The organism is Deltaproteobacteria bacterium, assembly GCA_029210625.1.
In the GTDB taxonomy this organism is placed as follows: domain Bacteria; phylum Myxococcota; class Myxococcia; order SLRQ01; family SLRQ01; genus JARGFU01.
Map to the genome: position 1 here is coordinate 221548 of JARGFU010000001.1, position 19288 is coordinate 240835.

Consider the following 19288-nt stretch of genomic DNA (forward strand, 5'->3'; position numbering starts at 1 on the left):
GATCGGGAATCGTGATTTCTGGTTTAGCGAACCCTCCGGGTTCGGGCCCCTTTTCTCGGGCTCTGCCCTCGAAAACGGGCGTGCTGCCAACGGCGAACCCTATTGGGATAGGCTGCGGGCCATGCCGATCCGCAGCCAGTTCTTCGAGCGACTCCATCCCCGTCGATCCGTCCTCCAGCGCACCCGCCGCCGCGAGGAGCTCCCCGAGATCGCCCTCTACGTCGACTGGGTGCCGGGCACCGGCCAGCGCAAGCTGCTCGACGCCGAGGGCAAGGAGCACGTCTTCGACGACGGCACCGTGGAGAGCAACTACAAGCTCGCCAGCGGCGGGACCGCGAAGAAGCTCATCGCCAAGCACTGGGCGAAGGAAGAGGCCAAGAAGGAGGCCCCCTTCAAGAAGGCCGAGTCCTAGCCAGCACGCCGCAGGACCTCGGCGCCCATCCGGGCGTGGCGGGGGGTGTCCTGCAGGCCGGTGTCGAGCAGGACGACGCCGATGAGGATGGCCCAGCCGCGGGCGCGGGCCCAGGTCGCCTCCGAGACCTCGCCGTAAGCCTCCCGCGCGGCGCGGCGCGCGGCCGCGTCGGGCAGCAGCATCCAGAGGGCGTCGAGGTCGCAGGCCGGGTCGCCCGCGCAGAGGTCGCCCCAGTCGATGACGCCGGTGATCGCGCCCTCCCGCGCGAGCACGTTGCGGGCGTGGAGGTCACCGTGGAGCCAGGTGGGCGAGCGGTCGAGCGGCGCCTCCTGCGCCTCCTCCCAGGCGGAGCGGATCCGCGGCGTGATCGCGTCGGTCGTGCGCGCCAGCCGCTCCATCCGCTCCCGCACGCCCTCGACCCGCGCCGAGAGCGGGACGCCGCGCACCTCGCTCGTCGGGGCCCCCTCGGGGGCCGGCCGGTGGAGGGCCCGCAGGAAGCCGCCGAGGACCTCGGCCTGATCGGCGCGGAGCGGGCTGCGGTCCACCGCCTCCCCCGGCAGCCAGGGCACGACGCTCCAGGCCCAGGGGTAGCGCTCGGTGGGCTCGCCGGGGTGCAGCGGCGCGGGCACCGGCAGGGGGAGCCCGGGGGCCAGCACCGGGAGCCACGCCTGCTCCCGCCGGAGGAGCAGGTCGCCGATGGCCCGCCGCGGCACCCTCACCGCCAGCTCCTCCCCCAGCCGCCAGGTGGCGTTGTCCCAGCCGCTCTCGACGTGGGTGAGCGGGAGGCCGGCGAGCTCCGGCTGCTCTTCCTCCAGCAGCGAGCGCACGAGCGCCTCGTCGATCTCCACCTCCGCCGGCGGCGTGCCGTTCCCGTGATGGTCGTTCGCGTCGCTCATCGCGGCGCCAAGACTACCCCCTCGCGGTGGAAGGATCGCCCTCGAGGCGCTAAACCAGAGATCATGATTCCCGAACAGCGGATGGCGCCGCGGACGTGCCCGGATGCAAGGAAGGGTGAGGGAGCCTAGCCTTAGCTATGCGACCGAGGCCTGACGCCGCAGGCGGGTGCGGCCTGCAAGCCAGAGGCGATCGGGAATCGTGATTTCTGGTTTTGCCCCTGGAGCCGGGCCACCGCGAGCAGCGGCGTTGGCTCAGGGCGTCCAGAGCGGGCCTCCCCAGATCTCGTGGACCCACTCCGGGTGATCCACGAAGGGGTTCCGGTTACGCTGATAGTCCCGGAAGATGATCTCGTTGCGCTGGACCTCCCGGGCGTCGGGGGGATCGAGGAGGTGCCACTGCAGCATCTCGGAGAGCTTGCCGTGCCGCGGCGTGCTCATGTGCTGGTTGTTGTCCGGCACCCCCTGGGCGTTGAGGAGCGAGGGGATGACCTCCTCCAGCTCGAGGTCCGGCATGGGGTGATCGTCGGGATCTCCCTCGTAGCGCACGGCCATGTAGAAGAGGACGCGGGCGACGTCGCCCTTCACGAAGTCGGGGGGCTCGAAGGAGTAGTCGGGGACGATCCGGCACTCGGTGTCCGAGTAGAGGTCGCCGCCGGCGGCGAAGTCGAGGTGCCAGCGCACGCTGTTCACGTCGGGGCGGGTGGGCCGCAGGGCGTGCAGGTCGCTGTAGCCGGCCCAGCCGTCGTAGCCGAAGCCGCCGTGGCTCTTGGCCCAGACGTGCTCCTTGTTGAAGTCCGCGGTGGTCGAGCGGCCCGTGTAGAACTGGATCACCGCGCTCGAGTCGGCGGGGTCCACGTCCGTCGCGTGGAAGACCGAGGAGGCCTCCGAGTAGGGCACGATCACGTGATCCCGGATGATCGTGTTGAGCGCGGCCTTGAGGGCGTCGCCCGTCAGGCCCATCGCCCGCTCGTAGTAGGTCTCGAGGGTCTCGCCGACGATCTGCCAGCTGCCGGCATCGCGCCCTTCGGCGTAGGGGTTGCGCAGGCGGGGCCAGTCGCGATCGACGTCCGCGATGCGCAGGGCGTCGGCCTCGGCGCTCCCCGGCCACTGCCCCTGGGCCACCACCGCCTCGGCCGCGGCCAGGGCGTCGAGCTCCAGCCAGTCGGTCTGGTTCATGTTGGTGACGTAGAGGACCGCGTCGAGGATCGTGCCGTCGTGGGCCTCGAGCCAGAGCACGCCGTGCTTGAAGCTCGGCCCGAAGGGCTCGACCGAGGTCACGTCCCAGACCTCCGGGTTGTTGTCGGTCTTCTGGACGTCGGTGCCCCCCGGGTAGGTCGCGCCGTGGATCCGGATCACGTCTCCGACCTCGAGGGGGAGCTCGAACTCGGTGGAGGAGAGCTCGTGGTTCACGTAGCGGTGGTTCGCCGCCTTGTAGCTCCAGCCCCCGGCCGCCTCGAGGGCCGCGAGCCCCTCGGGGTCCGCCACCGTGACCTCCACCCAGGTGTCGCCCTGATCGGCGACGGGCCCCAGGTAGGAGAGGCCGAAGGCCGAGAAGAAGATCGGCGGGTGGGCCGCGTAGGGTGAGCCGCCGTCGGTGAGGCCACCGTCGCTGCCGCCGTCCTCGCCGCCCCCCCCCATCGGTCCCGGCGTCGAGGCCGCCGTCGGGACCGGCGTCGCTGGCGCCCCCGTCGGGCTCGCCGCCGTCGGGCTCGCCGCCGTCGGTGATCGCGCCGTCGGGCTCACCGCCGTCCGGGGTCCCGCTTCCGGGAGAGGGGCAGGCCGTCAGGAGCAGGCCGCAGAGGAGGGCGATGGCGGCGCCGATCGCCGCCCGGTGTCGTTCGAGGTGCCTCACGGCCCTCTATCTTGCCAGCGCGAAACCGGGAGCGACAGCTCAGCGAACGCCGAAGGACGCGACCTGCGGATGCACCAGCCGATCGAAGTCGGCGTAGGCGAGGAGGATGGCCTCGTGGTGGTTGCCCGCCTCGAAGACGATCTCCTCGTCGTGGGTGAGCTTCTCGTCCACCACCACCGGCATCCCGTAGAGGTTGCCGAAGGGAGGCATGGCGCCGACCTCGCAGTCGGGGAAGCGCTCGCAGATCTCCTCCTCGGTGGCCAGGGAGACCATCTTCGCCCCGACGGCCTCGCGCAGCGCCGAGAGATCGATGTGGTTGTTCGCGTCGAGCGCGACGAGGATGTCCCGGTCGTCGGCCTTCACCAGCACCACCTTCATCATCATGTGCCCGGGCACGTGCAGCGCCTGGGCGATCTCGGGCGCGGTGAAGCGCTCGTGGTGCGAGAGGATGATGTAGTGGATCCCGTACCGATCCAGGTAGGTCCGGAGCTTCCTGACGATGGCCATGGCACACCTCCTGGCGGCCGGCCGCGGGGACCTTCCTCGCGGCCTCACTCATCGACCGCTGCCCACAATATGGGATCCGCTTGCGGCTACGGCTACCGGGCCCGCCCGCCCCGGGCGAGGAGGGCGTGGAGCAGGAGGCCCACGACGATCGTCGCCACCCCCAGCAGGGCCTCCCGGGGCCGCTGCCCCACCGACCAGACGATCATCCAGAGGGCGAAGCCGACGAAGAGGAGCGGCGTCAGGGGGTAGCCCCACGTCCGGTAGGGGCGGGGCAGGTCGGGCTGGCGCCGGCGCAGCACGAAGACCCCCGCCACGGTGAGCGCGGCGGAGAGGGAGAGGGTGAAGCCGATGTACATCAGCAGGGCGTCGAAGGAGAGGGTGAGCACCAGCACCAGCGCCAGGGCCGCCTGCAGGACGATCGAGGCGGCCGGCCCTCCCCCGTCGGGGCGCAGGCGCAGGAAGCGCAGGGGTCGGTGGTCCTCGCCCATCGCCTCGTAGACCCGGGGGCCGACCATCAGGAGCGCGCTCACCGAGGAGACCAGGGCCAGGGCGATGCCGGTGGAGAGCAGCCGTCCGGCCGCCTCGCCGAAGAGGGAGACCGCCGCCAGGTGGCCGACCTCCACCGTCCCCTTCAGGGCTGCGGGCTCGAGGCCGAGGAGGAAGACCAGGTTCAGCCCCAGGTAGAGGAGGGTCACCAGCCCGGTCCCCAGCAGGAGCGCGAGCGGGAGGGTGCGGGCGGGCTCCCGCACCTCGCCGGCCAGGTAGGCGGCGCCGTTCCAGCCGCTGTAGGCGAAGGCGACGAAGATCAGGCCCACCGCGAAGGGCGAGCCGAGGAGGGCCTCACCCGAGAGGGTGAGGTCACCCACCGGCTGCGCTGGCAGCAGGAAGGCGGCGCCGACCAGGAAGACCAGGATCAGGCCGATCTTCACCACGACGAAGAGGTCCTGCACCGCGGCGCCGACCTTCACCCGTGCGGTGTGGAGCGCGGCGAGCCCGAGGATCAGCACCACCGCCGAGGCCGACGCCGGGAGGCCCGGCACGAGGGCCTCGAGGTACTTCCCGAAGGCCACCGCCGAGGCCGCGGTCGGCGCGGAGAAGCCCACCACCAGGGAGATGAAGCCCGCGGCGAAGCCCACCGCCGGGTGGTAGGCCTCGGCCAGGAAGCGATACTCCCCGCCGTTGCGGGAGATGCTGGCGGCGAGCTCGCCGTAGGCCAGCGCCCCGCAGAGGGCGAAGAGCCCGCCGAGGAGCCAGGCCAGCAGCACCGTCCCCCCGCCCTCGAGCTGGGCGGACAGCAGGCCCGTGGTGGTGAACACCCCCGTGCCGATCATGCTGGCGGCCACCACGCCGGTCGCCGTGAGGAGCCCGAAGCGGCGCTCCAGCGGCCCCTCGCCGCCTGTTGTCCGGGGGTCGTTCACCGCGCGAGGGTTATCGGATCCGGGGCGGGAGGGAAACGCCCGACCGGCACCGAGACGGGGGTTGGGCTATGCTCTCACGCCCGGAGCCCCAAGCTCATGATGGTCACCTTCTGCATCGCCGTCGCCGTCGGCGTCTCGCTGGTCATCCTGGCCCAGCGCCTGGACATCTCGGCGATCTCGGTGCTGCTCATCGGCGGCATCCTGGTGGGGCCGGAGGGGCTGGGGCTGGTGCAGCCGGCCACCCTCGGCGACGGGCTGGGGACGATCATCGCCATCTGCGTCGGCCTGATCCTCTTCGAGGGAGGGCTGACCCTCGATCCGGCCGGCTACCGGGGTGCGGGCAAGGCCATCCGGGGGCTGCTCACCAAGGGCGTGCTGATCACCTGGGTCGCCACCGCCGCCACGGTGCGGATCCTCTTCGACTACTCCTGGGAGTTCTCCCTCCTCACCGGCAGCCTGATCATCGTCACCGGCCCGACGGTGATCGGCCCCCTCCTCAAGCGGATCCGGGTCCAGAAACGGATCCACCACACCCTCCACTGGGAGGGGGTGCTCATCGATCCGGTGGGCGTCTTCATCGCCCTGCTCACCTACGAGTGGATCATCGGCGGCGGGCTCGAGGCGATCACGGTCTTCCTCACCCGGGTGCTCGTCGGCCTCACCCTGGGGCCCCTGGCCGGCGCGCTCATCGCCGTGGTCCTGCGCAGCCGCATCGTCCCCCAGCGCAGCCTCAACACCTTCACCCTCTCCTGCGCCATCGCGGTCTTCGCCGCCTCCGACGCCCTGGTCCACGAGAGCGGGCTGCTCTCGGTGACGGTGGCCGGCTTCGTGGTCGGCTACCTCGACGTCCCGGGGATCGACAAGCTGCGGGTCTACAAGGCCGAGCTCACCGAGCTGCTGATCGGCCTGCTCTTCATCCTGCTGGCGGCCAAGCTCGACCTCTCCAGCTTCCTCACCTACGGCTGGCCGCTGCTCTCGGCCGTCGCGGTGGTGATGCTGGTGGTCCGGCCGATGAACGTCTTCGTCTCGACCTTCGGCTGCAGCATGGGGACGAAGGAGAAGCTCTTCCTCTCCTGGATCGGCCCGCGCGGCATCGTCGCCGCCTCGATGGCCTCCCTCTTCGCCATGCGGCTGGCTGAGGGCACCTCCCGTCACGCCGAGACCGCGCCCTTCCTCGAGGCCTTCACCTACTCGGTGATCGCCGGCACCGTCCTCTTCCAGGGCTTCACCGCTGGCTGGGTGGGCAAGCTCCTCGGGGTGCTCGAGCCCCAGCCCACCAGCTGGCTGGTCATCGGCGTCCACCCCCTGGCGAGGAGCGTGGCGCGCTTCATCGAGAGCTGCGGCTTCTCGGCGACGATCCTCGACACCAACGTGAGGGGCGTGAACCTCGCCCAGCGGCAGGGGCTGACCGCCCTGGCCCAGAACGCCCTCGTCGTGGAGAGCGAGAACCACCCCGAGCTCTACGGCATCGGCCACGTCCTGGCGATCACCCGCAACCAGGACCTCAACACCCTCCTCTGCCAGCGCTGGCACCGGGAGACCCCCGGCGCCCGGCTCTACCGCTGGTCCCAGGACGATCAGGCCGCGCTGCACGAGCTGCTGCCCAACGTCTTCGCCGGCCAGCGGGTCTGGGGCAGCTTCCGCCGCGAGGACCTCCAGGGCCTCGAGACCCCCACCGCCGGCCCCCGGACCGTGGTGAAGACCGTGAACGTCGAGACGATGAACCACCCCGAGCGCGTGCTGCTCTGCTTCGACGGCGAGACCCTGACCCCCTTCGTCCCCGAGGGGGCGAGGGGGGAGTGCAAGGTCCTGGAGCACCACCCCCTCGAGGTCTCGCTCAACGTGCGGCTGCGCCCCGAGTGGATCGTCTACACCTCGGCGGGCACCATCGAGGAGGTCCTGCACGAGCTCCTCGAGCCGCTCCAGGACGACTACGCCGAGCTCGACACCGCCTCACTCCACGCGGAGCTGGTGGCCCGGGAGAAGGAGTTCTCCAGCTTCGTCGGCTTCGGCGTCGCCCTGCCCCACGCCTACGTCGATGGCATCGACGACTCGGCGGTGCTGGTGGCGCGGCACGAGTCCGCGCTGCAGTGCCGGCACTCGGGTGAAGAGATCCGCCTGGTCTTCCTGGTGCTCTCGCCCCGGGATCAGCCCCGCAAGCACCTCAACGCACTCTCCGAGATCTCCCGCTTCGTGATGGATCAGGAGAACCGGGAGCGGCTCTTCGACGCCCACGACCGCGCCGAGCTCGAGGCGGTCTTCTTCCCGGAGCCCACCGTCGAGGTGGAGACCACCGCGAGGGCCGCCGGCGAGCCGCGGCCGGAGCCGCCCGAGGCATGAGTCCGGGCGGCAGCCCCTCCGCGCCCGAGCGCTTCGACGTGGTCGTCGTCGGCGCGGGCACCGCCGGAGCCGCCGCGGCCGGGATGATCGCGGCCCGCGGCTTCCGGGTCGCCCTCGTCGAGGCCCGCGCCCGGAGCGCCGCCGGGGCGAGCTGGATCAACGACGTGCCCCCCTGGATGTTCGAGGCCGCCGGCCTCGCCCTCCCCGAGAGCCCGGAGAAGCACCTCGGCGGCCGCCGGATGCGGATGCTCGGCGAGACGGATCGCACGCGGCTCACCCTCGAGGAGCGCCCGATGTGGGGCATCGACTGCCGCCGCCTCGTGCAGCGCCTGCAGGAGGGCGCCGAGGCCGCCGGCGTCACCCTCCTCGAGGGCACCCGCCTCGAGGAGGTGGAGTGCGAGGGCGAGCGGCCCGTCCGCGTCCGCCTGCGCCGCAAGGGCGCCCGGGGCCTCGCGCGCACGCTCACGCTGCGCGCCGCGCTCTTCGTCGACGCCAGCGGCCTCGCCGGCGCCCTGCGCGAACGGACGCCGGCGATCGCCCGGGCCTGCCCGTCCCCGCCGCCCTCGGATCGGGTCAGCGCGGCCCAGCAGATCCGCGCCATCACCGACCGGGAGGGGGCCGCCCGCTTCCTGGAGCGCCTCGGTGCTCGCCCCGACGAGTTCCTGGTCTGGTCCGGCCTCCACGGGGGCTACTCCACCCAGGTCGTCCGGATCGACCCGAGCTTCGAGAGCATCGACCTGCTCACCGGGATGATGGTCGAGGTGGATCCCTCCGGCGGGCCGCGGAGCCTCGAGGCCTTCGCCGCCGCCCACCCGTGGATCGGCGAGCCCCTCCTCGCGGGCGCCGCGATCATCCCGGTGCGGCGCCCCTACGATCGCCTCGGCTTTCCGGGCGCGGCGCTGATCGGCGAGGCCGGCTGCCAGACCTTCCCGGCCCACGGCAGCGGCGTGGGCGCCGGCCTGATCGCCGCCCGCCTCCTCGCCGACGCCCTCGTGGGGCAGAGCGACCCCGGGGACGAGGCGGCCACCTGGGCCTACTCGGCCGCCTTCCAGCGCGAGCGGGGCGCGGTGAACGCCGCCTACGACGTCTTCCGCCGCACGGTGCAGGGCCTGCGGGGAGAGGAGGTCCGCCACCTCCTGGAGGTCGGACTGATGACCCCCGGCACCACCCGCCCCGCCCTCGAGCAGCGGATGCCCCTGCCGCGGCCCTTCGAGCTGCCGGCCCTCGTCGGCGGCGCCGCTCGCTCCCCCGCCGCGGCCACCCTCTTCGGCGGCGCCCTCGCCCGGATGCTCGCCACCCACGCCCTCTACCGGCGCTACCCCGAGGCACCCGACCGGCGGGCCCTGCGCTCTTTTGGCCGGCGCCTCGGCCTCGTGAGCGGCCGGCGAGGGGATCCGGTCTGAACGAGAGAAGGAGAGCCCATGAGCACCCTGATCGTCGGCGCGAACCGGGGCATCGGCCTCGAGGTGACGCGACAGCTGCACGCCCGCGGAGACGAGGTGATCGCGACCTACCGCGGGTCGCCGGGAGGCCTCGAGGGCCTGGGGGTCCGCGCCGTCGGGGGCGTGGACCTCACCCGCGGGGAGGAAGTCGCGCGGCTGATCGAGGCCCTCGAGGGCGAGACGCTCGAATGCGTCCACGTCGTGTCGGGGGTCCTCGAGGAGAGCAGCCTCGGCCACCTCGACTTCGAGGCCGTCCGCCGGGTCTTCGACACCAACGCCGTGGGCCCGCTGCGGGTCGTCGAGGCCCTCCACCGCGCCGGCCTCCTCTCGCGGGGCGGCCGGATCGGGCTGGTGACCAGCCGGATGGGCTCCATCGCCGACAACACCTCCGGGGGCAGCTACGCCTACCGGATGTCGAAGGCCGCCCTGAACATGGCGGGCAAGAGCCTGGCCGAGGACCTGCGCGAGGAGGGGATCGCCGTCGCGCTCCTCCACCCGGGCTACGTCCGCACCGACATGACCGGCGGCAGCGGCCTCATCGACGCGGACGAGTCGGCTGCCGGGCTCATCGCCCGGATGGACGCGCTGACCCTCGAGGCGAGCGGCTCCTTCTGGCACATGAGCGGCGAGCCCCTCCCCTGGTAGGCCTCATTTGCTACCCTCGATCCCGATGCGCACCCTGATCCCGCTTTTCCTCCTCGCCCTCCTCCTCCCCGCCTGCCCCAGCGGCACCGACGACGGCTCGCTCGACGGCGGCCGCCCCGACGCCGCCCTCGGCGACGCGGGGGAGAGCGACGGCGGGGACCCCGACGGCGGCGCGGACGACGGCGGCACCCCCGACGGCGGGGACCCCGACGGCGGCGCGGACGACGGCGGCACCGGCCCCATCGATCCCCTGGCCGGCTTCGGCGGCCTCTCCGGGGACTGCTGGGTGCTGGACACCGAGCTGACCGACCCGACCCCCTCCATCCACGTCAACCACCTCGACTTCGCCCTCGACCCCTACGACCACCCCGCCGACTACGACCAGCTGACCCCGGGCGGGCAGGTGATCATCGACACCCAGAACGCCGGCGGCAGCTCGGAGTACTCGGAGCTCTTCTCCTACGAGGTCCTCGCCCGCTGCGAGGGGGCCGCGCTGCTGAAGACCGAGACCGAGATCGTCTACGACACCGCCGGCGCCATCACCGACATCCTGGTGAACATCGACGGCCAGAAGATCGGGGTCAGCGTCACCCGGGCCATGATCTGGCCGCTGGACGATCCCTTCCCGGTCTCGGTCGCCCAGGCCCGCCTCGAGGACAAGCTGGCGGGCGTCATCGCCTCCTCGGCCAATGTCAGCGCCGGGGACGCCTGGGTGAAGCAGATCCTCCACTTCATCGCCTACGGCCAGGAGCACGCCGACTCCCTGGTCACCGCCTTCGACCTGGTGGACCCCGCGCTCAAGGCGGACACCATCGTCTACGTCACGGTGAGTGACGGCGACGACCTCTTCATCTACCAGCAATAGAGCGGGAGAGGGCGCCGGGCACCGCTCCGGGTGAGGGCCACAGCCGATAGAGACCTCCGGGGGGAGAAGGACAGGGGCACCGAGCCATGACCACGCGTCAGGACGGCGGCGGTCGCCGCTCTCTCGGAAGAGTCGTCTCCGACATCAGCATCGACACGGTGCTCGGGGCCATCAACGAGACCCTCTACGTCTTCGATCCCGAGACGGGACGCCCCCTCTTCTGGAACGCGGCGCTCAGCGCCATCTCGGGCTACAGCGATGAGGAGCTCGCAGAGATGCCCGGGGCAAGCTCTGCCTTCTACTCCGACGAGGACGTCGAGAAGCTGAAGGGCGCGCTGCGGGAGATCTACGAGGAGGGCCAGACCCGGGTCGAAGCCATGCTCCGCACCAAGGATGGCCGCGGGGTGCTCTTCTCCTACGACGCGGTCCTGATCCAGGACCACGAGGGCCGCCCGGCGATCTGCGTCCTGGGGCGGGACGTGAGCGCCGAGCGCGCGGCGGAGCGAGCCCTCGCGGAGAGCGAGGCCAAGTTCCGCATGATGGCCGAGCAGTCCCTCTTCGGGCTCGCCGTCATCCAGGACCAGAAGGTCGTCTTCGCCAACGCCGAGGTCGCCCACATCAATGGCTACAGCGTCGAGGAGATGATGGCCTGGGAGGCACGAGAGTTCGCGAAGGCGGTGCACCCCGAAGATCGAGCCTTCGCGGTGGAGCAGGCCCGCAAGAAGCAGGCAAACGAGGCCGGGGCCAGGACCCACTACAGCTACCGGATCCTGAACAAGCAGGGTGAGACGCGCTGGGTCGATCAATACTCGCGCACGGTCATCCATGGGGGTCGCCCCGCCGACCTGATCTGCCTGGTGGACGTCACCGCCGAGCGCCGGGCCGAGGAGACCCAGGCCCAGCTCCGGGAGCAGCTTCACCACAGTCAGAAGATGGAGGCCGTGGGGCGGCTCGCGGGCGGCATCGCCCACGACGTGAACAACATCCTCGGCAGCATCCTGATGCTCGCCGAGTGCATGGGCCAGCAGACCCTCCTCGAGCCCTCGGTGCGCGAGGACCTCTCGCGGATCGTCTCGCTCTGCGAGCGAGGCGGGAAGCTCACCCGGGACCTGCTGGGCTACGCCCGCAAGGGCAAGCACGTGGGGACTCAGACCGCGCTGGCCCCGATCGTCGAGGAGGTCGCCGATCTCGTGCGCCGCGCGACCCCGAAGACGATCACGACCACGGTCGAGATCCAGGAGGAAGGCATCGAGGTCTTCGGCGATCCCGACCAGCTGACCTCCGCCCTGATGAACGTCCTGGTGAACGCCGTCGACGCCGTGCCCGGGGGGGGCTCGATCACCGTCCAGCTGACGAAGGTGAAGCTCGAGCCAGGCCACCCGGCCCTGGCGCGAGGCCTCGAGACCGGCACCTACGCCTCGATCGCGGTGCGCGACTCCGGGGCGGGAATCCCCGCCGACCTCCTGGAGAAGGTCACCGAGCCCTTCTTCACCACCAAGGCGATGGGCAAGGGGACGGGCCTGGGCCTCTCGATGGTGGACGGCGTCGCCCGCAACCACGGCGGCGCCCTCCTCATCGAGAGCCAGCTGGACGAGGGCACCCGGGTGACGATCCTCCTGCCCTCCAGCGCGGTCGCCAGGGCCGGGGCAGGTGACCGGCCCGCTTCCCGGCGCCCCCCGGTTCGCCCTGCCGGCGGCGCGATCTTGGTGGCCGAAGACGAGCAGTTCCTCCGCGAGAGCCTCCACGCCCACCTCGAGACCCTGGGCTTCGAGGTCTATGACGCAGCCGACGGGCAGGAGGCCGTCGATCTCTGTCGGCTCCGCAAGGGTGACTTCGTGGCGGTCTTGCTGGACCTGGTCATGCCCAGGCTCGATGGCATCGAGGCCTTCGAGCTGATTCACTCCCGCCACCCCGACCTGCCCGTCGTCCTCATGTCGGGCCACACGGTCGAGGGCAAGCCCGACGAGCTCCTCCAGGCCGGCGCGGTCGGCTTCCTGCAGAAGCCCTTCACGCTGGACGAGCTCATCCGGGCGCTGAACACCGTGGTCCCGGTCTAGACCGGGGTTCACGATTCCCGATCAGGCTGCCGGCTGGCAGGGCTCGGCGGCGGCCGGGCGGCCCTGCAGGAGGCGGTCCTCGATGCTCCGGCGGATCCGCTCGAGGGAGGCGTCCCGGTCCAGGAAGAGGACGGCCTCGAGGGGCGACACGCGCCGGAAGACGTCCCGGGCGAAGGGGTCGACCAGGGTAACGACCAGGCCGACGCGGCGCGTGGCGTGGAGGCGGAACATCACCGAGAGGTCGATCTCTCTCGCGACCACCGCCGGGCGGACGTCGAGGAGGACCGCGTCGAAGGCGCCCCGACCGGGGGCGGCCAGGTCGGTCGGGATCTCACCGACGCAGGCGACCTCCCAGTCGTGGGCCTGGAAGTGCGCGACGATCGCGCTGCGGCGCTCCTCGCTCATGGAGTAGAGGAGGAGCCGGCGGGAGGGTTGGAGCCGGAGGGGGCGGGAGGGGTCGAGCTGCCGGGGGGTGAGGTCCATGGTGAGGTGTCCTTCGGAGCGACGATGGGGGAGCGGGCGGCGTCGCTTTTGTGCAGAGTCCATGCCAGCCGCCGGCGGCGTCCGGGGGGCGAGGATCGGCCGATCCCGGGGGTCTCTTGGGGGCCGGGCGGCCCCGCCCGTCCTGGATCCGGGACGGCGTGGACCGGAAAGCGGGGAGCTCGGGCCGGGGCCCGGAGGGTCAGGACTTCGCCCGCTTCTTCTCGAGCACCGCCCCCACCCGCGCGTCGGTGTAGGTGAGCTGAGCCTCGGCTCCGGGAGAGAGCTCGGCGGCGTTGGCCTCGTCGGTGTCGATGTGCATCTCGAGCTTGTACTTGGGGCTCACCCGCACCAGGACGTCGCCGAAGATCAGCGAGCGCGGGCCGCCCTCGAGGGCGACCTCGACCTCGTCCCGGTCCTCCACCCCGTAGGCCGCTGCGTCCTCGGGGGTCATGTGGATGTGGCGGCGAGCGCAGATCAGCCCCTCACTCAGGTGGACGGTGCCCGCCGGCCCCACCAGGGTGATCGGCGCGCTGCCCGCGGTCTGCCCCGAGTCGCGGATCGGCGCGTCCACCCCGAGGAAGAACTCGTCGGTGCGGGCGATCTCGACCTGGTTCTTCGAGCGCATCGGCCCGAGGACCCGCACCCCCTCGAGGGTGTTGCGCGGCCCGACGAGGTCGACCCTCTCCTCGCAGGCGAACTGCCCGGGCTGGGAGATGTCGCGCAGCTTGGTCATGGTCGCGCCCTCCCCGAAGAGGGCGGCGAAGGTCGCCTCGTCGAGGTGGACGTGACGGGCGGAGATCGCCACCGGGATCGGCGCCGGGTTCTGCACCTCCGTGCGGGCCTCGACGATGGCCGCCGCCTGGCGGGCGATGCTGAGCTCCTCGTCGGTCTTCACCACCAGGGCGCGGACCCGGGAGTGCGCCGCCGAGATCTCGGCCACCGGGGAGGCGGCGTCGACCCGGGCGTCGGCGTTGCGGTCCTCGTCGAGGACCAGATCGAGGAAGTCGAGGCGCTGGAGGATCCGCTGGCGCATGGCCGCGCCGTTCTCACCGATGCCGCCGGTGAGGACCACCGCGTCGAGGCCGCCCATCGCGGCGGCGTAGGCGCCGATGTACTTGCGCGCCCGGTGGGCGAAGACCGAGACGGCCAGGCGGCAGCGGTCGTCCCCCTGCGCGGCCCGGGCCTCGATGTCCCGCAGGTCGTTGCCGACCCCGGAGAGGCCGGCGAGCCCGGAGCGGCGGTTGAGCAGCGCGTCGACCCCGTCCACGTCCAGCTCGCCCGAGCGCAGGAGCGCCAGCACCACCCCCGGGTCGAGGTCGCCCGAGCGGGTCCCCATCACCAGCCCCTCCAGGGGGGTCAGCCCCATGCTGGTCTCGGTGGAGTGACCCAGCTCCACGGCGCAGGCCGAGGCGCCGTTGCCCAGGTGCAGGGTGATCAGGCGCAGGGACTCCAGGGGCTGCTTCAGGTGCGCCGCCGCCAGCGCGGCGACGTACTGGTGCGAGGTGCCGTGGAAGCCGAAGCGGCGCAGGTGCAGGCGCTCGGCCAGGTCCTGGTCCAGGGCGTAGGTGCGCGCCCGCCGGGGCAGGCGGGCGTGGAAGGCCGTGTCGAAGACCGCCACCTGCGGCAGCTCGGGCCAGGCCTCGCGGGCCGCCCGGATGCCGGCGAGGTTCGCCGGGTTGTGCAGGGGGGCCAGCGGGACGCAGGCCTCGATCTGGGCCTCGACGGCGTCGTCGATCCGGACGGCGTCGACGAAGGTCTCACCTCCGTGGACCACCCGGTGCCCGACGGCGTCGAGGGCCACCGGCCCCACCGCCTCGACCACCTCGGCGATGGCCGCGGGGTGGGTCTTCTCCTCTCCGATGCGCTCGACCTTGCCCGCCCGGATGACCTCGTCGGCCGAGAGGTCGATCACCTGCCACTTCAAGCTCGAGCTGCCACAGTTCAGCACCAGGATCTTCATGGTCCGGCATTGTGGGGTGAGCCGGCGCCCGAAGAAAAGCCCCGACTCTGCTCGCTCCTTCCCTTGGAGCCCGCAACGTGCGATTCCCCCCCGCCGATGGCCGGTCGGTGTCTCGAGCTGCAGGAGATGGTCGAGCTGGGCAGCGAGCTGCTGCCGGCAGAGGAGCGGCTCGCCCGGCGCGAGCACCTGCGTGCCTGCGAGGTCTGCAGCGAGCGCATCCTCTCCCTGGTCGAGGCGGGCCGCGAGGCGGGCTCCCGGGGAGAGAGCGACACCCTCGTGCGCGACCGCGCGGCGAGCATCGCCGCCGGGTGGAGCGCCCCCGCCAAGATCGGCCGCTACCAGCTGCAGGAAGAGCTCGGCGCCGGGGGCATGGGCCGGGTCTTCGCCGCCTTCGACCCCCGCCTCGAGCGCCGCGTCGCGCTCAAGGTGGTGCACCCCGAGCTGGTCTCGGCCGATCCCGCCTTCCAGACCCGCCTCCTGCGGGAGGCCCGCAGCGCCGCCCGCCTCGCCCACCCCAACGTCGTCGCGGTCCACGACAGCGGCACCCTGGGGGACGAGGTCTACGTGGCGATGGAGCTGGTCGAGGGCCCCGACCTCTCGACCTGGCTGGAGCAGGAGGAGCGGAGCCTCGCCGAGATCCTCGAGGTCTTCGTGCAGGCCGGCCGGGGGCTGGCCGCCGCCCACCGCGCGGGCCTGGTCCACCGGGACTTCAAGCCGGCGAACGTCCTGGTCGGCGACGACGGCCGGGTGCGGGTCTCGGACTTCGGCCTGGCCACCATCGCCGGCCCGGCGCTCGAGGAGGACACCGGCAGCCGCAGGGTCCGCGCCTCGGGGGTCTCGGTGGAGACCCCCCCGGACGCGGAGGCGCTCTTCACCCGCACCGGCGCCCTGGTGGGCACGCCGGGCTACATCGCCCCCGAGCTCCTCGGCGGCGCCCGGGCCACCGCCCTCTCGGATCAGTTCAGCTTCTGCGTCTCCCTCTACGAGGCGCTCCACGGCGCCCGCCCCTTCTGCCTCGATCGGCTCGAGGCCGTCGCGACCGGGGCGCCGCTGCCCCCCCCCGGCGAGGAGAAGCGCCGGCTGCCGCCCTGGCTGCGGCGCCTGCTGACCACCGGGCTGCAGCTCGATCCCGAGGAGCGCTTCCCCTCGATGTCGGCGCTGCTGGTGGCCCTCGACCAGGGACCGCGCCGCCGCCGCCAGCGGCGGCTGATCCTCGCCAGCGCGATCTTCTCCCTGACCCTCACCCTGGCGACCTTCGCCGGGGTGCGCGCCTACCGGGCGAGCCAGTGCCGGGGCGGCGGCGAGGAGCTGGCGGGAAGCTGGAGCGCCGAACGAAGGCAGGCCCTCGAGGCCGCCTTCGCCGCGGAGGGCAGCCCCTGGGCGGCGGCGGTCGGCCGGCGGGTGCTCGAGCGCCTGGAGCGCTACGCCAGCGACTGGAAGAGCGGACACCAGGCGGCCTGCCGCGCCACCCGCATCGAGGGCGCGCAGTCCGACGAGCTCCTGACCCTGCGGATGGCCTGCCTGCGCCAGAGCCGCCGGTCCCTCGAGCTGACCCTCGGCGGCCTGCTCGCTGGCGGTGAGGGCTGGGTCGCGCGCGCCGAGCCGGCCATCGTCGGCCTGCCGGATCTACGCCACTGCGCCGACGTCGATCGGCTGCGGGCCGCCCTCCCGCCTCCCGCGGACGAGGCGCTGGCCGCCCGGGTCGAAGAGCTGCGGGACGCCCTGCTGGCCCTGCAGGCGCGCCTGCGCTCCGGAGAGTCGGAGGCCGCCCTCGCCGAGGCGGAAGGCCGGGTGGAGGAGGCGCGATCGCTCGGCTACCCGCCCCTGGTCGCCGAGGCGCTCCTCTTCCGCGGCGAGGCCCTGGAGGCGGCCGCCCGCTACGAGGACGCCGGCGCCGTCCTCGAGGAGGCGGCCCTCCTGGCCCAGGGCGCCGGCGACGATCTCCGCGCCGCGCGCGCCACCCTCCTGCGCACCGGCACCCTCATCGAGCGCGATCGCCTCGAGGAGGCCGAGCAGGCCCTGCGCTACGCCCGCGCCTCCGTGGAGCGGCTGGGCGAGGTCACCCCGGAGCGCGCCGATCTGGCCTCCACCGAGGGCAGCCTCCTGGCGAGGCAGGGCCGCTTCGGGGAGGCGGTCGAGCACCACCGCCGGGCCCTCGAGCTGGCCCGCGCCGCCGGCGCCAACCCCCTCACCCTGGCGGACCTCGAGCAGGACCTCGGCAACGCGCTCGAGCGCTCGGGGAGCGTGGAGGAGGCGGTGAAGATCTTCGAGGGCGTGGCCGCGGCGATCCGCCGGGAGCTGGGCGAGGACCACCCCCGGCTGGCGCTGGCCCTGGCCAGCCTGGGCCGCGCCCAGCACCACAACGGCCAGGCGAAGCTGGCCCGGGAGACCCTCGAGGCGGCGGTGGCCATCTACGAGCGGACCGGCGGCGAGCGGACCCTCGGCGCCGCCATCGCCCTCAACTCCCTGGCCAACATCGCCTTCGCCGACCTCGAGCTCGAGCGCGCCGAGGCCCTCTACCGCCGCATCCTCGAGATCGTGAGCGAGGTCCACGGCCCCGAGCACAGCATGACGGCGGACATGATCCACAACCTCGCCGGCGTGCACCGCAAGGCCAAGCGCTACGCCGAGGCGCTCGCTGGCTACGAGCAGGCCCGGGCGATCTACGAGAAGCTCTACGGCGATCCCGATCACCCCACCCTCGCCTCGGTCTACGTCAACATCGGCACCACCCACGAGGCGGCCGGCGACCTGGACGCGGCCATCACGGCCTACTCCCGGGGCCTGGCGATCCGGGAGAAGGCCTTCGGCCCCGAGAGCCCCCGGCTGCTCTCCGCCTTGATCGGCCTCTCCGACGCGAAGAACAAGAAGAAGGACTTCGAGGGAGCGCTCGCGCACTCCCGGCGAGCGCTCGCCATCGTCGAGAAGTCGCGCAGCCCCGACCACGCGGATCTGATCTTCCCCCTCCACAGCCTGGGGACGATCTACGGAGCGCTGAAGCGCTACCGGGAGGCGATCGAGGCGCTCTCCCGGGCCCTGGCCCTCTCCGAGGTCGCCCTGGGCCCCGATCACCCGCGCCACATCTACCAGCTCCAGGCCATCGGCGAGGCGCACCTCGGCCTGGGGGAGCACGCCGAGGCCCTGGCGGTCAGCGAGCGCGCCGCCCGGCTCGCGCGCGAGGCCCCCGCCGACTTCGATCCCACCGTGCTCGCCGACGCCGAGTTCGTACACGCGCGCGCTCTCTGGCCGCAGAAGGTCCAGCGGAAAAGGGCCCGGGCCCTCGCCCTGCACGCCGCCGAGCGCTACGTCGCCCTCGGCCAGACCGAACACGAGGAGTACCGCAAAATGCTGTCCTGGCTGTCCAGCCACCCGGAGGGCGCTCGGGGGTCCAGTCCGTAGGACTCCCTGGGGGCGGATCCCCAATGCGCCGCGAGCCCCGCGGTCTTAAGCTGTAGTCACCATGACGATCGCAACGGGGGAAGGCGGAGCGATTCGTGGACGGGTGTTGGCGGAACTCTTCGCGCGCCTGGCTCGCGAGAGGTTCACCGGTGCCCTCATCGTGAAGCGGGGCGAGGAGCTCTCTCGCGCCTACTTCAAGAGAGGCTACCTGGTGGGCGCCATGGTCTACGGGCGCTTCAAGCCCCTGGGCATCACCTTCCTCGAGTCGGGGATGATCGACATCGAGGCCCTCAACGCCTCGCTCGCGATCATCGCCCGGGCACAGGTGCCTCAGGGGCAGGTGCTCGTGGAGATGGGCGCGATCAGCGAGGAGCAGCTCGAGATCGGGCTGCACCGCCAGGTCCTCTCCTGCGCCGCGGCCCTCCTCCTCCTGCCGGACGGCGAGTGGCACCTCGAGGAGGAGGTCGAGTACCCGGTCTGGACCGAGGGCATCCGGGTGCGGCCGGGGATGGCCGTGCTCCAGGCCTTCCTCGAGCCCAAGGCCGAGCCCCTCCTCCACGACATCCTCGACGAGCTCGGCTCGACCCTCCTCTGCCTGCGGGTCGAGGCCCCCGAGGTGATCGAGCTCTTCGAGCTCGAGCCCGACGAGGCCCGCGCCATCGCCCACCTCGACGGCCGCAACGAGGTCCAGGACATCGCCGGAAGGACGGGGCTCCCGCTCGAGCACGTCCTCGCCCTGGTGGCCTCCCTGGCGATCTTCCACCTGGTGGCCGCCATCGGAGTCGATCACGAGATCGTGGACCTGGTTCCCCACCACGAGGAGGATGACTCGCGGGGCCTCCGCCTGCTGCCGGCCCCGGCCACCCTCGACACCCCGAACGTGGGCACCCGGATCGAACGGGCGCCGGCGAAGGAGGCGAGCACCCCTGCGCCCACGAAGCCCACGGCCCCGAAGACCGCACCTCCCAGGGCCGCCCCGAAGAAGGCCGCCCCGAAGAAGGCCGCGCCTCCC

Annotated in this window: 13 protein-coding genes; 7 read left to right on the forward strand and 6 right to left on the reverse strand. The window is 72.4% G+C overall.

Annotated features, from left to right (window positions below):
- Positions 1–121: 121 nt before the first annotated feature.
- Complete coding sequence (locus tag P1V51_01000; GenBank protein MDF1561584.1) at positions 122–412, forward strand: hypothetical protein; 291 nt, start codon at positions 122–124, stop codon at positions 410–412.
- Here P1V51_01000 and P1V51_01005 read toward each other — a convergent pair.
- From P1V51_01005 to P1V51_01020, 4 genes are all read right to left on the reverse strand, one after another.
- A complete protein-coding gene (locus tag P1V51_01005; GenBank protein MDF1561585.1) occupies positions 409–1308 on the reverse strand; it encodes an aminoglycoside phosphotransferase family protein in 900 nt (299 codons plus the stop codon). The two genes, P1V51_01000 and P1V51_01005, sit on opposite strands and share 4 nt — an antisense overlap.
- 252 nt (positions 1309–1560) lie before the next feature.
- A complete protein-coding gene (locus P1V51_01010; protein ID MDF1561586.1) occupies positions 1561–2946 on the reverse strand; it encodes an endonuclease in 1386 nt (461 codons plus the stop codon).
- Positions 2947–3199: 253 nt separating this feature from the next.
- Positions 3200–3667: a YbaK/EbsC family protein gene (locus tag P1V51_01015; protein MDF1561587.1), complete on the reverse strand. Its 468-nt coding sequence runs from the start codon at positions 3665–3667 to the stop codon at positions 3200–3202.
- A gap of 92 nt (positions 3668–3759) precedes the next feature.
- Positions 3760–5085, reverse strand: coding sequence for an amino acid permease (locus P1V51_01020; GenBank protein ID MDF1561588.1), 1326 nt, complete (start codon positions 5083–5085; stop codon positions 3760–3762).
- A 96-nt stretch (positions 5086–5181) separates the two neighbouring features.
- Between P1V51_01020 and P1V51_01025 the strand changes: the two genes are divergently transcribed.
- From P1V51_01025 to P1V51_01045, 5 genes are all read left to right on the forward strand, one after another.
- Entirely contained in the window at positions 5182–7425 is a 2244-nt protein-coding gene (locus P1V51_01025) for a cation:proton antiporter (protein ID MDF1561589.1), read from the forward strand.
- Complete coding sequence (locus P1V51_01030) at positions 7422–8828, forward strand: FAD-dependent oxidoreductase (protein ID MDF1561590.1); 1407 nt, start codon at positions 7422–7424, stop codon at positions 8826–8828. Before P1V51_01025 ends, P1V51_01030 begins: the two co-directional genes overlap by 4 nt.
- Positions 8829–8846: 18 nt before the next feature.
- Complete coding sequence (locus tag P1V51_01035) at positions 8847–9512, forward strand: SDR family oxidoreductase (GenBank protein MDF1561591.1); 666 nt, start codon at positions 8847–8849, stop codon at positions 9510–9512.
- A gap of 25 nt (positions 9513–9537) precedes the next feature.
- Complete coding sequence (locus P1V51_01040) at positions 9538–10377, forward strand: hypothetical protein (GenBank protein MDF1561592.1); 840 nt, start codon at positions 9538–9540, stop codon at positions 10375–10377.
- A gap of 86 nt (positions 10378–10463) precedes the next feature.
- The gene (locus P1V51_01045) at positions 10464–12434 is read left to right on the forward strand and encodes a PAS domain S-box protein (GenBank protein ID MDF1561593.1); all 1971 of its coding nucleotides are present in this window, start codon (positions 10464–10466) and stop codon (positions 12432–12434) included.
- A 21-nt stretch (positions 12435–12455) separates the two neighbouring features.
- Here P1V51_01045 and P1V51_01050 read toward each other — a convergent pair whose 3' ends face one another.
- Both P1V51_01050 and P1V51_01055 read right to left on the reverse strand, forming a co-directional pair.
- The gene (locus P1V51_01050; GenBank protein MDF1561594.1) at positions 12456–12917 is read right to left on the reverse strand and encodes a hypothetical protein; all 462 of its coding nucleotides are present in this window, start codon (positions 12915–12917) and stop codon (positions 12456–12458) included.
- Positions 12918–13116: 199 nt separating this feature from the next.
- Complete coding sequence (locus tag P1V51_01055; GenBank protein MDF1561595.1) at positions 13117–14877, reverse strand: acetate/propionate family kinase; 1761 nt, start codon at positions 14875–14877, stop codon at positions 13117–13119.
- Between the two features lie 96 nt (positions 14878–14973).
- Here P1V51_01055 and P1V51_01060 point away from each other — a divergent pair, with 96 nt between their 5' ends.
- Positions 14974–18276: a serine/threonine-protein kinase gene (locus P1V51_01060; GenBank protein ID MDF1561596.1), complete on the forward strand. Its 3303-nt coding sequence runs from the start codon at positions 14974–14976 to the stop codon at positions 18274–18276.
- The last annotated feature ends 1012 nt before the right edge of the window (positions 18277–19288 follow it).